Raw genomic sequence first — 15,003 nt, 5'->3', positions numbered from 1 at the left:
ACGAGATTCGCGCAACCCTGGTTGGCATGACGGACACCGCGAGGGAGATCGCCAGCCAGCCGGAGACATGGGCGAAGGCACTGACCGTGGACGGCGGTGCGCTGGCCGCAAGAGGCGAGCGCGTGCTGGTGCTGGGCTGCGGCACGTCGTGGTTCATGGCGCAGAGCCTGGCCGAGCTGCGCGAATCCAACGGCTTCGGGGAGACCGACGCCGTCTGCGCTTCCGAGTTCGTGCCGCGGCGCCGGTACGACCGGGTCATCGCCCTCACGAGGTCGGGCACATCGACCGAGGTGCTCGAGGCACTCAGGAGACTGCCGGAGGGCACGCATCGCGTGGCGGTGACCGCCGTGGACGGGGAGCCGGTCGACGACCTGGTCGACGAGCGCATCCTGCTGGACTTCGCCGACGAGCGCAGCGTCGTGCAGACCAGGTTCCCGACCACGCTGCTGACGGTGGCGCGCAGCGCGTATGGGGAGGACCTGTCGCACGTCGTTCCCGACGGCGAGGCGGCGATCAGGGCCGATCTCCCGGCGGACGTGAGCACCGTCGAGCACCTGGTGTTCCTCGGCACCGGCTGGACCGTCGGGCTGGCGCACGAGGCGGCGCTCAAGGTCCGCGAGGCGGCGCAGGCCTGGTCGGAGTCGTATCCGGCGATGGACTACCGGCACGGACCGGTCGCCGTGGCGGGGGCGAAGAGCCTGGTGTGGGCGTTCGGCGCGGTGCCCGGGTCGCTCGACGAAACGATCCGCGGGGCCGGCGCGGAGCCCGTCCGCAACGGCTTCGACCCGCTGGCCCAACTCGTGCTGGCGCAGCGCTTCGCGGTCGCGCTCGCGGAGCACAAGGGGCTCGACCCGGACCGGCCCAGGCTGCTGACCCGTTCCGTGATCCTGAGTCAACCATGATCGTCACGGTGACGCTGAACCCCGCGCTGGACGTCACATACGCGGTCGACCTGCTCGTGCCGCACGCCACGCACCGCGTCGCGGATGTCAGGGAGCGTGCCGGGGGCAAGGGGCTCAACGTCGCCGGGGTCCTGCGCGCGCTCGGCGAGCCGGTGATCGCGACCGGGCTGCTCGGCGGGGCGACGGGCGCGGTCGTCGAGGCGAAGACCACGGTCCCGCACAGCTTCGTCGCCATCGGCGGGCAGACGCGGCGGACCGTGACCGTCGTCGACCGGCACGACGCGACCGGGCTGTGGGAGCCGGGACCGGTCGTCACCGGCGAGGAGTGGGCCGCGTTCCAGCGCCACTTCGCGACGCTCGTCAAGGACGCGGCGGTGGTCGTGCTGTCCGGGTCGCTCCCGCAGGGTCTGCCGATGGAGGCGTACGCCGTGCTCGTCGCGCTCGCCGCGCGGTACGACTGCCGCAGCGTCCTGGACACCAGCGGCGACGCACTCGGGCTGGGCGCCGAGGCCGGCCCGGACATCGTGAAGCCCAACGCGGACGAGCTGCGCTTCCTGCGGAGCACCCCGGCAACGGTCGTCGAGTCGCACGGCCCGCGCGGGCTGATCGCGCGGACCGCGAGCGGGTCGTGGCGGGCGGCGCCACCGGAGGTCGTGACCGGCAACCCGACCGGCGCCGGCGACGCGTGCGCGGCGGCCCTCGCCCGCGGCCTGCGGGACGGCACGCCATGGCCGGAGCTGCTCGCGGACGCGGTCGCCCTGGCCGGCGCGGCGGTCGTCGCCCCGGTCGCCGGTGAGATCGACATCAACCACTACCGAGCAACGAAGGAACGGGTCCATGTTCAGCCCCACGGGTGAGATCGTCGAGGCCGCGCGCGGCGCGAACACCGGCGTCGGCGCGTTCAACGTCATCACCGTCGAGCACGCCGAGGCCATCGTCGCCGGGGCGGAGGCGGCCGGGTGCCCGGTGGTGCTGCAGATCAGCGAAAACGCGGTGAAGTTCCACGGCGGGCGGCTCGGGCCGATCGCGGCGGCGGCGCGGCGCGTGGCCGAGCTGTCGACGGTGCAGGTCGGACTGCACCTGGACCATGTGGAGAGCGACGAGCTGTTCGACCAGGCCGCGACGCACGGGTTCGGTTCGGCGATGTACGACGCGTCGAAGCTGCCGTTCGACGCGAACGTGTCGGCGACGCGGGCCGCGGTCCTGCGCGGGCACGCCGCCGGGATCTGGGTGGAGAGCGAGCTCGGCGAGGTCGGCGGCAAGGACGGCGCGCACGCTCCCGGCGTACGGACGGATCCGGCGGAAGCGGCGGCCTATGTGGCGGCGACCGGCGTCGACGCTCTCGCGGTCGCGGTCGGGTCGAGCCACGCGATGACGACCCGGACGGCGGCCCTCGACCACGCGCTGATCGCATCGCTGAAGGCCGCGGTGCCGGTGCCGCTGGTGCTGCACGGGTCGTCGGGCGTGCCGGACGACGAGCTCCGGGCGGCGGTCCGCGGCGGCCTGGTGAAGATCAATATCGGGACGGCGCTGAACGTCGCGTTCACCGGGGCGGTCCGCTCCTCGTTGCGGGACGCGGCCGTCGTCGACCCACGCAAGTACCTGAAGGCCGCGCGGACCGCGATGGCCGACACCGTGACGCGCTCATTGCGGGTGGTGACCGAGCTTTAGGCCACGTTTACGTTCGACTTAGATCTCCCCCGAACGCTTGAGAGAGCGCTCTCCGACTGTCTACGGTCGCGTTGCTTGTCCCAACCGACCTTGCACCCGGAGGGCTCATGCCGACCCAGCGGCAGACCAGACGACGCACCTTGCTCGCACTTCTCGCCGTGCCGGTCGTCGGCGCGGTCGCCACGACCGTCATCGTCACCACCACCGCGGGCGCCGAGCAGACCGACACCGACGGCCTGATCCAGGCCGAGACGTGGAGCGCGCAGAACGGCGCCAGGACCGAGAACACCGGCGACACCGGCGGCGGCAAGAACGTCGGGTGGCTCGCCAACGGCGACTGGATGCGCTACGACAACGTCGACCTCGGCGGCACCGGCTCCCTGACCGCCGGTGTCCGCGTCGCCGCGGCCAGCCGCGCGGGTGGCACCGTCGAGCTGCGCGCCGGCACGCAGACCGGTGAGCTCCTGGCCAGCTACCCGGTGAACTACACCGGCGGCTGGCAGACCTGGACCACGAAGACCGTCGTCAGCCCGACCGCGCTGACCGGCAAGCAGACCGTCTTCCTCGTGCTCAAGAGCGACCAGGGCGGCGACTTCATCAACGTCAACTGGCTGCAGTTCAAGCGGACCCCGACCGCGACGGTCCCCGGCTCCCCCACCGGCGGCACCACTACCACCAAGCCGCCGACGAGCGCGCCACCGACGAGCGCGCCGCCGGCGCCGCAGACCGGCTGGCCGACCGTCGACGCCGCGAAGCAGGCCGCCGACACCGCGGCGTTCTTCGCCCGCAAGCCCAAGCCGGTCACCAACAACCCGGTGAAGGTCCCCGAGTTCAACGCGCAGTGCACGGTGAGCCACCACAACAACGACGACCCGATCGTCTTCCCCGGCCTGGCCGGCGCCGCGCACAACCACACGTTCTTCGGCAACAAGACCACCGACGCGGCCTCGACGACGCAGAGCCTCCTCGCGGGCAACACGACCTGCAACCCGACCGGCGACCATTCCGCGTACTGGGTCCCCACGCTGTACCAGAACGGCAAGGTCGTCGACCCGAAGGGCGCGGTCACCGTCTACTACGGGTCGCGGCTGAAGGACCCGAGCAGGACCCAGCCGTTCCCGCTCGGCCTGCGCATGATCGCCGGTGACGCGAAGACCCAGACGGACACGCCCGACAAGCAGGGCAACCACTTCTGGTGCGCGGGCATCGGCGGCTCGACCGGCCGTACCCCGGACGGCGAGTACCCGGTCTGCGCGCCGACGGCCGAACTGGTCCGCCAGATCACGTTCCCCGACTGCTGGGACGGCGTGCACCTGGACAGCCCGAACCACAAGGACCACATGGCCAACGGCGACTACACCGGTGCCTGCCCGAAGTCGCACCCGGTGCCGATCCCGTCGGTGTCGTTCGTCATCGCGTACCCGCTGAACACGAACACGACGGGGATCACGCTCTCCTCCGGCAACGGCTACTCGATGCACGCGGACTTCTTCAACGCGTGGGAGCCGGAAGAGCTGGCCCGGCGGGTGCGGGACTGCCTCGACCAGGGGTACAAGTGCAACTCGGCGGGCAACTTCTAGCCGCTCGCCGGGAAAGCTCGGAAAAGGCTCGGAAAAGCTCGGAAAGGCCACCCGCCGCCACGGGTGGCCTTTCCGCATTCACAGGTTGCTGACAACGTGGCCGGACCCGGCTCGCAGGGACGGCCGGGAGGGTTGCTCCCAGCGGCCCTTGGGAGCGGGCCGACCGACACCGGGAGCGACAGCATGAGCAGCACCGATCAGACCACCCCCGTCTGGGCCGAGCCGTCCGCCGTCAACAACACGCCCGTGCCGCACATGACCGCGCCGACCGAGCAGGCCGCGCCGACCGGGCCGACCGGGCCGACCGGGCCGACTGGGTCGACCGGGCCCGGTCAGAAGACGTCGAGGTTCAGGACGGCGATCGTCGGCGCGGTCGCGGCGCTGGTCATCGGCGGTGGCGGGTTCGCGGTGATCAGGGCGTCCGGGGACAGCGCGGCGCCGGCGAGCCAGCAGGCCGGCGCGCAGGGAGCGCAGGTGCAGCAGGGCGCTCCGGGCAACGGTCAGGGTGCACCCGGGGGCATGGGCGGCGGGGGCGGCATGGGCCGGGGTGCAGGCGGTCTGGCCGGCGTCATGTACGGCGACTTCGTGGCCTCCGACAACAACGGCGGCTACGTGACGCGGCGGATGCAGACGGGGACGGTCACGGCGGTGAGCGGGACGTCGATCACGGCGAAGAGCGCCGACGGGCACGCGACCACGTTCGTGGTGACGTCACAGACGTCGGTGACGGGCGGCGCGATCGGCGACGTGCGGGCCGGCGACACCGTGACCGTGGTCGGCACGCTCAGCGGTGAGACCGCGACCGCGACCACGATCACCGACACCGCGCTCAGCCAGGGCGGCGCTCAGGGACAGCCGCCGGCGGGAAACTGAGACCACGCGGGTCTGCCGCATCTTCCGTTGGCGGCGATCACCGTCGTCGTCGGAGCAGGTGCTGGTGCTGATGCGGACGGGTCAGACGGTGGCCAGGGCGCGGGAGCACAGCGTGCGTGCCCACTGGATGCGGTCCAGCGCCACCTCGGGGCGGTCGCCGAAGACCTCGGCGGCGCGGGCGTAGCACTCGTCCGGGCCGAGCTGGTCGAGGGTCTGGTCGACGGTGACCCGGACGGTGGCGTCGTCCAGATCGGCGTGGTTGGGGGTGTCGGAGACGAACAGGGCCATGCACAGGACCGGGTCGACCAGGCAGGTCGTCATCGTCATTCACCTCTCACAGAGGTCGGGGGGTGTCCCGTCCACCGTCGCTCGGGTGAGGGTGCGGGGCATCTGCGCCAGCATGCGTCTGGCCCTGCGGGTTTCCCGACCCGGACATACCGGCTGGCCGCCACCGGCTTCTCAACCGGCATCACCCTTATCGAGTGCGGTCACCAGTGGGACCTTGACCTCCAGCGTAGTGCCCCGGCCGTGCCGGCTGGCGATGTGCATGGTGCCGCCGAGGGCGGCGACCCGGTCACCGAGGCCGATCAGGCCGGTGCCGGTGTGCGGATCGGCACCGCCGACACCGTCGTCCTCGATGGAGAGGTCGAGAAACCCGTCGGCGGTCGAGGCGCGGACGCAGATCAGGGTCGCGTGGGCGTGCCGGATCGCGTTCGTGAGCGCCTCGGCGACGACGTAGTAGGCCCCGATCTCGATCTTCGTGTCGAGGCGGGTGGGCAGGTCGAGGTGGACCTCCACCGGTACCGGCGACCTGCGGCCGAGCGATTTGATGGCGGGCACCAGGCCACCCTCGGACAGGATCGAGGGGTGGATGCCGCGGGCGAGCTCGCGCAGCTCGTCGATGGCCTCGGCGAGGTCGGCGCTGATCCCCCGCAGCCGCGGCTGCAGCCCGCCCTCGACCTGGGTCTCGGTCTCCCGCAGCTGCAGCAGCAGCGCGATCAGCCGCTGCTGGGTGCCGTCGTGCAGGTCGCGTTCGATCCGGCGGCGGCTCTCGTCGGTCGCGGCGACGACCCTGGCCCGCGACGCGGTCAGGTCGGCACGGGCCTGCGAGTTGGCGATCGCGCTGGCGACCAGGTCGGTGAACTCGGCGGCCCGGGCGGCGTCGTGCTGCAGCAGTGGCCGGGCGCAGGTCGACAGGGCCTTCAGCACGCCCCAGGTGTGGCCGGCGACGAGGACGGGCGCGCCGATCGCGGAGCGGATCGAGACGTCGCCGGACTCGCGGGCCAGGAAACCCGCGCTCTGCGGGCCCTCCAGGCGGACCGGCTTGCCGGAGCGCAGGACCCGGCTGCTGACCCCCTCGTGGTCCAGCTTGACCCGGCCCAGCGCGATGCGGTGCGTGGCGTCCTCGCACCAGGTGGCCACGACGGTGCCGCCGCCGTCGGGCTCGAAGCGCAGCAGGGCGGTGGCGTCGGCGCCGAAGAGCTTGCCGGCCTCCTCGGTGACGGCGCCGAACACCGCCTCGGCCGGTTTGCCCTTGGCGGCGACGGTCGCCACCCGGCGGAGCGCCGCCTGCTCGGCGGCGACCGAACTGAGCGTGGTGCGGCTGCGTTGCAGGGCGCCGACCATCGAGTTGAACGTGCGCTGCATGCTGCCGATCTCCACTGGCGCGTCGGCGACGACGCGGACACTCAGATCGCCGCGGGCGACCTCGGCGGCGGCGGACACCAGCCGGTGCAGCGGCCGGACCACCATCACGGCGAGGGAGCGGGTCAGGATGGCGACGGCTAACAGCGACGTGGCGAAGCCGGCGATCCCGGCGACGAGGGCGCGTTGCCCGGCGAGCATCGCCTCGCGCCGGCCTTGCTCGACGGCGAGCCGCTGCTCGCCGGCGAAGTTGTCGAACTGCGCGCGCAGCGCGGAGATCTTCCGCTGCCCGTCGCGGATCGAGGCGTCGTTGATGTTCTTCGGCACGGCGCCCTCCTGCGTGGCGATGGAGGGGTCGGCGTAGTCGTCGAGGTAGGCGGCGACCTCGACGTTGAGCGCGGCGATGCGGTCCGCCTGCGCCGGGTTGCCGGCCACCGCCGAGGTCAGCTCCTCCTGCTGGGCGGGGATCTGGTCCTGCGCCTCCTTCCAGGGCACCAGCAGCGCCGGGTCGCGGGTGAGCGCGAAGCCGCGCCGGCCCGCCTCCACGTCCAGCAGGAGCCGCTCGAGGGTGGTCGCCGCCGACACCGCGCGCTCGGCCTTGCTGACCGTGAGCACGGCCGACCGCAGCTGGTAGACCGACAGCAGGATCGCGGCGAACGCCGTGCTGATCAGAAGCGTGAAGAGCGCGCAGGTCACCCCGAGGCGGAGCGTCAACCCCCCATGCATGAGGGTGTCCTACCCCCTGAAGCGGGGATATGTTGGGTTTGATGACATCTGTGGTGGTCGCTGACGATGACGTACTGCTTCGGGAGGGCCTCGCCAGCCTGCTCGACCGTCATGGGTATTCCGTGGTCGGCGTCGCCGACGACGGGACACACCTGTTGCGGCTGGTCGAGGAGGTCAAGCCCGACCTGGCGGTCGTCGACATCCGCATGCCACCGACACACACCAACGAGGGCCTGGCCGCGGCGCGGGAGATCAGGGCCAGGTTCCCGTCGGTGGCGATCCTCGTGCTGTCGGCGTTCGTCGAGGTGGAGCACGCGATCGAGCTGCTGGCCAGCGGCGAGCGGATCGGCTACCTGCTCAAGACCCGGATCACCGACGTCGAGGAGTTCCTGGAGACGCTGCAGCGGGTGCAGGACGGCGGGACGGTGGTCGACCCGGCGGTGGTGCAGGAGCTCGTCGCGGCGCACCGGCGGCGGGATCCGCTCGACGTGCTCAGCCCGCGCGAGCGGGAGGTCCTCGCCCTGATGGCGGAGGGCCGGTCCAACGCGGGTGTGGCCAAGCAGCTGTGGGTCACCGAGGGCACCGTCGAGAAGCACGTCCGGTCGATCCTGACGAAGCTCGACCTGCCCGAGACCGACGAGACGCACCGGCGGGTCCTGGCCGTCCTCACGTTCCTCGAATCCGCGTCATCAGGCACGTGATCGCGGCGGCCGACACCTGCTCCTTCGGCAGGAAGCCGATCGCCCGGCTGTCGGCGATCAGGTCCGCGATCTCCTCGGCGGCGAACGCCGACACCATGATGACGGGGGTGACCTCGATCCGCGCCGCGAGGTCGAAGCCGCTCTCCTCACCGAGACCGACGTCCACCAGGACGACATCCGGGCGGGACGCATGGATGACCCGCAGCGCCTCCTGGCTGTCGGCCGCGTCGGCGACGACCGAGATGCCCTGCGCGGTCAGCAAGCGCCTGGCACCGGCCCGGAAGCGCTCCGAGTCGTCGACTATGACGCAGCGGATCGTCATACCTTGAACGGTGCCAGGCGAACCGCCCACCGACCTTGCGGCTAACAGGAAGAGCACCCGCAGAACGACACTGCCACCGCAGAATTCACAGCGGCCGGCCGGCCGGAGAGGGCGCGGCGCGGCCTTCCCGCCGGCCGGAAGGCCGGCGGGAAGGCCGGCTGTCAGACGGTGACCAGCTCAGCCGCCGGCTCCACCACGGCGGGGCGGCGAGCGGTGCGCACCGCCGCCAGGGCGGCGAGGACCAGGCCGAGGGCCACCCAGCCGGCCAGCACCCAGACGTGCGGCGCGGCGGCGTGTCCGTCGAAGAAGGCCGTGCTGCGCAGCAGCGAGCCGGCCGCTCCCGGCGGGAGGTACTGGCCGAGCGTGCCCCAGCCGGACGGCAGCATCTCCGGGGCGCTGCTCAGGCCCGACAACGGGTTTCCCAGCAGCATCATGCTCGCCGCGCCGAGGCCCAGGCCGGCGGCGCCGAGCAGGGACTCCAGGCCGAGGATGGTCAGGGCGGTGGCGGCGATGCCGAGGGCGACCGCGCCGGCGTTGAGCCAGTAGGAGCCCTCGATCGAGCCGAGCCAGAACTGCAGGATCGCGGTGAGGGAGAGCGCGCCGGTGACCGAGAAGGCCAGCGCCCCGGCGATGCGGCGGGCGACGCCGATCACGAGCGTGGTGAGGATGCCCGCGGCGGCGATCCCGCCGAGCACGAGCGGCAGCGCACCCGCGGCCAGGCCGGCGCCGCGCTGGTCGTCGGCGGGCAGCGGCACCAGGTCGCGGACCGGCACGGCCGGCTCGGCACCGCCCAGCGCCTGGGCCACCTGCTGGAGGGCCTGGGCGACGGCCGGGCTGGCAGCGGTGGCGATGATCAGCTGCGGGCGGCCGCTGGAGACGTCGATGGCGCCGTAGACGTCGCGGTCGAGGATGAGCTTCTCGGCGGCGGCGGTGCCGTCCACGACGGTCACGTCGAAGGCGCCGGGGCGCTTGGCCTGCAGCTGCTGGGCGACCTGCGCGGTGGCGGCGGGCGGGCCGGCGACCGCGATCGGGATGTCGTGGACGCTGGACCGGGTCGCGGGCCAGGCGAACGCGATCATGATCAGGCTGAGCAGGGCGGTGAGCAGGAGCACGATCGCGCCGACGCGGGGCCAGGCCGACCGGGGTGCGGTGGGTGCCATCGGGGGTCTCCCTAAAAGGAACGTTCATTCGCTTACAACCACGAGCATGCGGCTCGGGCGTGGATGCGTCAAGAACGAACGTTCGCTTTAACAGGGTGGTGTACGACACTCTGCGGCGCCTTCGGCAGCGTGAAGGCGAATCTGGTGCCCCCGCCGGGGTTGTCCACCGCCACGATCGCGCCGCCGTGCCGCTCCACGATGCGCTTGCAGATCGCCAGGCCGAGGCCCGTGCCGGCGTACCCGGCGGAGCGGTGCGCCCGGTGGAAGTTGTTGAAGATCGCCTCGTGCTGCCCGGCCGGGATCCCGATGCCGTTGTCGGTGATGTCGACCCGGACCAGGTCGCCCACGATCCGCTCCGAGCTGATCCCGATGCTCGGCACGACGCCCGCAGCGGTGTACTTCACCGCGTTGTTGATCAGGTTGTCGACGAGCTGGCGCAGCAGCACGGGGTCGGCGTGCACGTCGTGCAACCGGCCGAGGGTGAACACCGGCGCCGGGGCGGCGCCCGTCGCCGCCAGGTCGGCGCGGGCCGTGGTCACGTCCCTGACGAGGTCCCGCAGCCGCACGTCGACCGGCGCGATCATGGCGTTGCGGCTGGTGGTGTACGCGAGAAGGTCGTTGATCAGGTGCCGCATGCGGCCGGAGGCCCGGACGATCCGGCTGAGGCTGTCGACGGCGTCGCGCTGCGCAGCCGTGTCGGGCATGGCACGCAGCCCCTCGTCGAGGTTCTCCGCCCGCCGTCGATCGTGGTCAGCGGGTTGAGCAGGTCGTGCGCGACCACGCCGGCGAAGGACGTGAGCTCGTCGCGCTGCCGGCGCTCAGCCGTGACGTCGTGGAAGACGACCACCACGCCGTCGTCGCCCTGCAGCCGGCGCGCGCTGACGCTCAGGATCCGGCCGTCGGGGACGCCGCTGTTGCGCACCAGCAGCTCCATGCTGGGCACGTCCTCGCCGGCGAGGGCCCGGGTGTGCGCCATCTCCTCCTGCGGCAGCCGGGTGCCGTCGGGGCGGAACAGGCCGTAGTGGTCCGGATCCGCGACCGTGCCGGTGCCGCTGGTCACCCCGCCGAGCAGGGCCAGGGCGGCGGGGTTGCGCATCGCCCAGCTGCCGTCGGCCCGGATCACGGCGAGGCCTTCCCTCATCGAGTCGACGATGGTGGTCAGCAGCTGGGCCTGCGCGGCCGCGGCCCGCCCGGTGTCGGTGAGCCGGCCCAGCAGCTCGTTGCGCTCGTCCCGGCCGAGGGCGATCGACAGCCCGACGATGGCGACCATGCCGACGAACGCCTGCGCGACCAGCGCCCGCGTCTGGTGCGACGCGATCGTGGCGAACGGCCCGTCGCCGTGCAGGGTGAAGAGCACGGCCATGGCGCCCAGGCACAGGTCGTGCAGGACCACGAAGGTGGTGTGCAGCCGCAGCGCGGCCCACACGGTGACGGCGAGCAGCGGAAACGCCAGCGGCAGCCCGTGGTTCAGGGCGAAGCCGACCATGTACGCGCTGATCGAGCACGCGATCAGCGCGCCGTACTCGGCGAGCCGCAGCGGGGCGACCCGCCGCAGGTGCGGGCCGGTGCGCCAGTGGTGGCCGATCCGCAGCCCGACGGCCAGGATCAGCAGGATGCTGACGCCGTTGCGGGTGAACCAGACGGCGGCGTCCATCCAGGAGACGTGGCCGGTGACCAGCCAGATCCCGGTCGGCCCCAGCACGGCGCCGGCGCCGGTGCCCGCGGCGGTGGCGACCAGCAGCCGCCACAGGTCGGCGGAGCGCGCGAGCGGCGCGTCGCCGCCGGCGCCCCACAGCCCCGGGCTGAGCCGGGCGTGCACCCGCAGGAACACGGTCACCTGGGTCAGGTTGGCCGCGAAGAACCAGAGGGCGAGGGCGAGCGGCGCGCCGGTCGCCAGGTTCGCCGTCACGGTGATGACCCCCAGCATCAGCGGGTCCGCCCAGCGCAGCCTGGCCCGCCGCTGCATCGAGAACCACATGACGGTGACCCCCGCGGCCGGCCACACCAGGCTGAGGCTGGTGCCGTCGATGATGGTCATCCGCCCCGCGAACGTGGCCAGGAGGCAGAGCGCGGACCAGGCGGCGGTCCGCGCGAGCGAGGCCGTCATCCGGGCACCAGCACCATGTCGAGCGCGGTCCTGAGGCTCTCGATGGTGAAGGGTTTGCGGATGTACAGGGCACCGGTGTCGCGGACGCGGGCGACGACCTCGCCGTCCCACAGCACGGTGAGGAACATGGCGGGCAGGCCGGCCCGCAGCTCGCGCAACCGGTGCAGCAGCTCGATGCCGTCCATGCCCGGCAGGTCCACGTCGAGGATCGCGGCATCGGGCTGCCCGTGCAGGGCGACCGCGTCGAGCGCCTCGGTGCCGCTGCCGGCGGAGAGGACCTCGTGCCCGTCGCCGCGCAGCCGCCTGACGATCAGCTCAAGGACGTCCTGCTCGTCGTCCACGACCAGAATCCGCGCCATACCGGCCCCCCGCCTGTCACCTTTGTGATCGACAGGCGAGGGGTTGTGTTGAGCTTGAGCGCGTCACGGGGTGGCGCATGGGGGATGTGGGGTGGGAACCCGCCTCGAAACCGCGACCGCCAGGCCGGGGCGCGTCACCGCTTGGTTGGAATCACGTCCTGCAAGTGGCGGCCGTTCACCGACGCGCGGCGACCCGCGTCGACCTCGCGCTTCCACGTCCGTACGTAATTGGAAGCGGTCAGGCGTTCGACGTCGTTGAGGTCCAGCAGTTCCCCGACGAACGACGTCAGGGTCATCGTGTCGCGGGGGTCGTTGTCCGGGACGTGCTCGTGCAGGGCCGCGTGCACCTGGCTGCGAAGCGAGCCCTCGCGGATCGCCCGGCTCGGCGTGAGCGTCGGCTCGTCACCGAGGTCCGGCATCGGCTCCACGGTGACCACCTTCGACTGGCCACGGGCCCGGCGCGGCACCGGCGTGGGCAGGATCCCCTCGATCTCGCCGCGCAGCTCGCCCAGCGGGGAGACGGCCCGGGCCGGCGGCTCGGGCAGCACCTCCACCTCCTGCACCTCCGCCACCAGCGGCACCTCGGGAAGCGTCAACTGCTCCTCCGCCGGCCCCTGCACGGCCTCCGCGATCGCCGGGCGCGGCGCGGGCTCGTCGACGACGGAGATGACCCGGGCGTCGGACGCCAGGCGGGCCGGGGACAGGTCGGCGGCGATGAGCGCGGTGAGGCCGTCGTAGTCGGCGCCGTCGGCGAGCCGCACGGCGATCTCGTCCAGGTCGTAGACGGCGACCGCGATGTCGGCCGTCGTCGGGTCGACCGCGGCGCGGATCTTGCGGTGCAGCACCTTGGCGATCGCCTTGGTGCGCACCTCCTTGCGCTTCTCGGCGCGGGCGGCCGCCAGCGACGTGTAGAGGCCGAGCCCGTCGTCGGCCTTCGCCAGGTTCTTGGCCCGCAGGGTCAGCCAGGGGTGCCGGATCCAGTGCCCGACGACCTCATACGCGGGAGTCGTCGGCGGCAGGTCGCCGGTGGCCCGCAGCCGGTCGCGGCGCTGGTTCTCGGTGTGCATCAGCCACACCAGATACCCCAGCAGCGACATGCCGGCGAAGAACCCGGCGAGGAGCTTGTTGTCGTGGGCCAGCCAGTTGAAGGCGACGGCGAAGCCGGCGATGGCCGCGGACAGCACCCGGGAGGCTGTCGCACGCTCGCCGAGCCGCCGCCGGACGTCGGCGTTGGCGAGGACCACGATGCCGCCCAGCTCCAGCGCGCCGACTGCGGGGACGGCCCACAGCAGCGGGATGCCGAGTGCCTCGACCGCGCCGGACACCTGCCCGGCGAGGGCGACCAGCAGCACCACGAAGTAGAACAGCTGGCGCATGTATGAGGTGCGCCGGACCGTGCGTTGCAGGTCGGCATCGAGTTCTACGATTCCCGGTCGTGATTTGCCCGGCGAGGTCACCGGCTTCTCCTGTCATCCGTTGCGGGCAGCGGGTAGCCCCGCGCCGCGAGGAACTCGGCCAGCGCGAGATCCACCGAGCTCTGCACGGTGGTGTTGTGGTCTTCGACGAAGCGCTGCAGGGCCTGCCCGATCTCCACCCGGACCCGGGTGTTGAGCTGCACCCGCTCGAACCTGGCGCGCTGCGGTGGCATCGTCACCGCGTTGTCTGTCGCTTCCAACCCACACTCCTGCTAGCCGTTTGCTAGCGGGGAGGCTAGCAAAAACTCCGTCGATGTCCTCAATCGACGCGCCGGGCGAGTGCGGCTCCACACAGCAGCGCGGCGAGCACCCCGCCGGCGCCGGCCACGATCAGGGTGGTGGGCGCGTCCGTGGCGTCCAGCAGCAGGCCGCCGCCCAGGTAGGACAGCGCGGCGGCGGCGCCGATCGCGCCGTACAGGTTCGCGAAGACCCGCCCGAGCATCTCGTCGGGGACGAGCCGCTGCAGCAGTGTGTTGCTGCCCACGTCGATCGCGGCGATGCCCAGCCCGCGCCCCGCCTGCATCGCGAACACCACCGCGGCGGCCCACGCGACGCCGGCGAAAGCACCGGTGAGCAGGTTGCCGGCGGCGCTGACGGCGAGCCCCGCGACGAAGAGCGCCCCCATCCGCGCCCGGTCACCCATCCGGGACAGCAGGGCGTAGCCGGCGGTGAGGCCGAGACCGACGGCACCCAGCAGGAGGGCCGCCACGGAGTCGCTCGCGCGCAGGTGCTCCTTCGCCAGGACGACCAGGGCGACGTCGTCGACGCCCGTGCACAGGACGACGGCGCAGAAGCCGAGCGCGACGACCCGCACGGTCCGGTGCCGCACCAGATACCGCAGGCCGGTCCCGGCGCCCTGCCAGAGCGAGCCGTCCACCGCGACCCGCGCGAGCCGCGGCAGCCGGGTCAGCAGCGCCGCGGAGATCAGGAACGACGCCGCGTCGACCGCCAGGACACCGCGGGTGCCCAGCCACGGCAGCAGGGCCGCGGCGAGCAGCGGGCCGCCCAGCTCGGCGACGTTGGTGACCAGGCCGAGCCGGGCGTTCGCGGCGGCGAGCCGCAGCGACGGCACCAGCGACGGCACGGCGGCTCGCGACGCCGGCTGGAAGACCTGCCCGGCGACGGCCCGCGCGGCGACCAGCGCCAGCAGCAGCCACAGCGACGGCAGGAACAGCGCGATCGCGAGCACGGCCAGCGCCTGGACGAGTTCGCAGCCGATCATCAGGCGGCGCCGGTCGAGCCGGTCGGCGAGCGCACCGGCGAACGGCGCGATGAGTGAGGGCACGAAGTCGCCGGCGAGCAGCAGGGCGGCGACCGCGAGGGCCTGCCCGGTCGTGCCGGCCACGTGCAGCATCAGCGCGACCATGCTCAGCGCGTCGCCGGCGGACGAGATGCCGCGCGCCCCGAGCAGCACCCGGAGCCCACTCGGGGTCGACTCGGGGTCGCTCCCTGATGCGTCTCTTATCCGTTCGGCCATAGCGTC

The 15,003-nt window shown here is 72.6% G+C and carries 16 protein-coding genes; 6 read left to right on the top strand and 10 right to left on the bottom strand.

All coding sequences use genetic code 11. From position 1 onward, the window contains the following. The first annotated feature begins 26 nt into the window (after positions 1–26). From ABZS58_RS10160 to ABZS58_RS10140, 5 genes are all read left to right on the top strand, one after another. Positions 27–902 carry a sugar isomerase gene (locus ABZS58_RS10160; RefSeq protein ID WP_354779649.1) on the top strand — a complete coding sequence of 292 codons (876 nt, stop codon included), beginning with the start codon at positions 27–29 and terminating at the stop codon, positions 900–902. An 8-nt stretch (positions 903–910) separates the two neighbouring features. Next, the gene (locus ABZS58_RS10155) at positions 911–1,759 is read left to right on the top strand and encodes a PfkB family carbohydrate kinase (RefSeq protein ID WP_354779647.1); all 849 of its coding nucleotides are present in this window, start codon (positions 911–913) and stop codon (positions 1,757–1,759) included. Continuing rightward, complete coding sequence (locus ABZS58_RS10150; protein ID WP_354779645.1) at positions 1,740–2,573, top strand: class II fructose-bisphosphate aldolase; 834 nt, start codon at positions 1,740–1,742, stop codon at positions 2,571–2,573. Before ABZS58_RS10155 ends, ABZS58_RS10150 begins: the two co-directional genes overlap by 20 nt. A 140-nt stretch (positions 2,574–2,713) precedes the next feature. Then, positions 2,714–4,153: a DUF1996 domain-containing protein gene (locus tag ABZS58_RS10145; protein ID WP_354779643.1), complete on the top strand. Its 1,440-nt coding sequence runs from the start codon at positions 2,714–2,716 to the stop codon at positions 4,151–4,153. 183 nt (positions 4,154–4,336) lie between these two features. Further along, complete coding sequence (locus ABZS58_RS10140) at positions 4,337–5,026, top strand: hypothetical protein (RefSeq protein ID WP_354779641.1); 690 nt, start codon at positions 4,337–4,339, stop codon at positions 5,024–5,026. An 81-nt stretch (positions 5,027–5,107) separates the two neighbouring features. Here the strand turns inward: ABZS58_RS10140 and ABZS58_RS10135 are convergent, their stop codons facing one another. Further along, positions 5,108–5,347 carry a hypothetical protein gene (locus ABZS58_RS10135; RefSeq protein WP_354779639.1) on the bottom strand — a complete coding sequence of 80 codons (240 nt, stop codon included), beginning with the start codon at positions 5,345–5,347 and terminating at the stop codon, positions 5,108–5,110. 138 nt (positions 5,348–5,485) lie between these two features. Continuing rightward, positions 5,486–7,396 (bottom strand): CHASE3 domain-containing protein, encoded by a 1,911-nt coding sequence (locus ABZS58_RS10130; protein WP_354779637.1) that lies wholly within the window; start codon positions 7,394–7,396, stop codon positions 5,486–5,488. A gap of 41 nt (positions 7,397–7,437) precedes the next feature. Between ABZS58_RS10130 and ABZS58_RS10125 the strand changes: the two genes are divergently transcribed. Next, a complete protein-coding gene (locus ABZS58_RS10125) occupies positions 7,438–8,097 on the top strand; it encodes a response regulator transcription factor (RefSeq protein ID WP_354779635.1) in 660 nt (219 codons plus the stop codon). Here ABZS58_RS10125 and ABZS58_RS10120 read toward each other — a convergent pair. From ABZS58_RS10120 to ABZS58_RS10085, 8 genes are all read right to left on the bottom strand, one after another. Beyond that, positions 8,063–8,419, bottom strand: coding sequence for a response regulator transcription factor (locus ABZS58_RS10120; protein ID WP_354779633.1), 357 nt, complete (start codon positions 8,417–8,419; stop codon positions 8,063–8,065). The genes ABZS58_RS10125 and ABZS58_RS10120 overlap by 35 nt on opposite strands. A 161-nt stretch (positions 8,420–8,580) precedes the next feature. Further along, positions 8,581–9,579, bottom strand: coding sequence for a hypothetical protein (locus ABZS58_RS10115; protein ID WP_354779631.1), 999 nt, complete (start codon positions 9,577–9,579; stop codon positions 8,581–8,583). 68 nt (positions 9,580–9,647) lie between these two features. Next, entirely contained in the window at positions 9,648–10,283 is a 636-nt protein-coding gene (locus tag ABZS58_RS10110) for a HAMP domain-containing sensor histidine kinase (protein WP_354779629.1), read from the bottom strand. Continuing rightward, positions 10,202–11,686 carry an MASE1 domain-containing protein gene (locus ABZS58_RS10105; RefSeq protein WP_354779627.1) on the bottom strand — a complete coding sequence of 495 codons (1,485 nt, stop codon included), beginning with the start codon at positions 11,684–11,686 and terminating at the stop codon, positions 10,202–10,204. Before ABZS58_RS10105 ends, ABZS58_RS10110 begins: the two co-directional genes overlap by 82 nt. After that, positions 11,683–12,045 (bottom strand): response regulator, encoded by a 363-nt coding sequence (locus ABZS58_RS10100; RefSeq protein WP_354779625.1) that lies wholly within the window; start codon positions 12,043–12,045, stop codon positions 11,683–11,685. The genes ABZS58_RS10105 and ABZS58_RS10100 overlap by 4 nt, the downstream gene beginning before the upstream one ends. A 134-nt stretch (positions 12,046–12,179) precedes the next feature. Beyond that, positions 12,180–13,421, bottom strand: a complete 1,242-nt coding sequence (locus ABZS58_RS10095) for a hypothetical protein (RefSeq protein ID WP_354779623.1) — start codon at positions 13,419–13,421, stop codon at positions 12,180–12,182. A gap of 77 nt (positions 13,422–13,498) precedes the next feature. After that, complete coding sequence (locus tag ABZS58_RS10090; protein ID WP_354779621.1) at positions 13,499–13,720, bottom strand: hypothetical protein; 222 nt, start codon at positions 13,718–13,720, stop codon at positions 13,499–13,501. A gap of 59 nt (positions 13,721–13,779) precedes the next feature. After that, the gene (locus tag ABZS58_RS10085) at positions 13,780–14,934 is read right to left on the bottom strand and encodes an MFS transporter (protein WP_354779619.1); all 1,155 of its coding nucleotides are present in this window, start codon (positions 14,932–14,934) and stop codon (positions 13,780–13,782) included. Positions 14,935–15,003 lie beyond the last annotated feature (69 nt).

It is taken from the genome of Dactylosporangium sp. NPDC005555 (genome assembly GCF_040605635.1).
Classification (GTDB): Bacteria; Actinomycetota; Actinomycetes; order Mycobacteriales; family Micromonosporaceae; genus Dactylosporangium.
The sequence above is the reverse complement of the archived record's forward strand: the minus strand, read 5'-3'. Positions and strand labels throughout refer to the sequence as shown.

Bases quoted from the DNA above. Each gene is read 5' to 3' on its own strand.
- ABZS58_RS10160 (WP_354779649.1), top strand. From the start codon at position 27: ATGACGGACACCGCGAGGGAGATCGCCAGCCAGCCGGAGACATGGGCG.
- ABZS58_RS10150 (WP_354779645.1), top strand. From the start codon at position 1,740: ATGTTCAGCCCCACGGGTGAGATCGTCGAGGCCGCGCGCGGCGCGAAC.
- ABZS58_RS10140 (WP_354779641.1), top strand. From the start codon at position 4,337: ATGAGCAGCACCGATCAGACCACCCCCGTCTGGGCCGAGCCGTCCGCC.
- ABZS58_RS10135 (WP_354779639.1), bottom strand. From the start codon at position 5,347: ATGACGACCTGCCTGGTCGACCCGGTCCTGTGCATGGCCCTGTTCGTC.
- ABZS58_RS10130 (WP_354779637.1), bottom strand. From the start codon at position 7,396: ATGCATGGGGGGTTGACGCTCCGCCTCGGGGTGACCTGCGCGCTCTTC.
- ABZS58_RS10125 (WP_354779635.1), top strand. From the start codon at position 7,438: ATGACATCTGTGGTGGTCGCTGACGATGACGTACTGCTTCGGGAGGGC.
- ABZS58_RS10120 (WP_354779633.1), bottom strand. From the start codon at position 8,419: ATGACGATCCGCTGCGTCATAGTCGACGACTCGGAGCGCTTCCGGGCC.
- ABZS58_RS10115 (WP_354779631.1), bottom strand. From the start codon at position 9,579: ATGGCACCCACCGCACCCCGGTCGGCCTGGCCCCGCGTCGGCGCGATC.
- ABZS58_RS10110 (WP_354779629.1), bottom strand. From the start codon at position 10,283: ATGCCCGACACGGCTGCGCAGCGCGACGCCGTCGACAGCCTCAGCCGG.
- ABZS58_RS10105 (WP_354779627.1), bottom strand. From the start codon at position 11,686: ATGACGGCCTCGCTCGCGCGGACCGCCGCCTGGTCCGCGCTCTGCCTC.
- ABZS58_RS10100 (WP_354779625.1), bottom strand. From the start codon at position 12,045: ATGGCGCGGATTCTGGTCGTGGACGACGAGCAGGACGTCCTTGAGCTG.
- ABZS58_RS10095 (WP_354779623.1), bottom strand. From the start codon at position 13,421: ATGCGCCAGCTGTTCTACTTCGTGGTGCTGCTGGTCGCCCTCGCCGGG.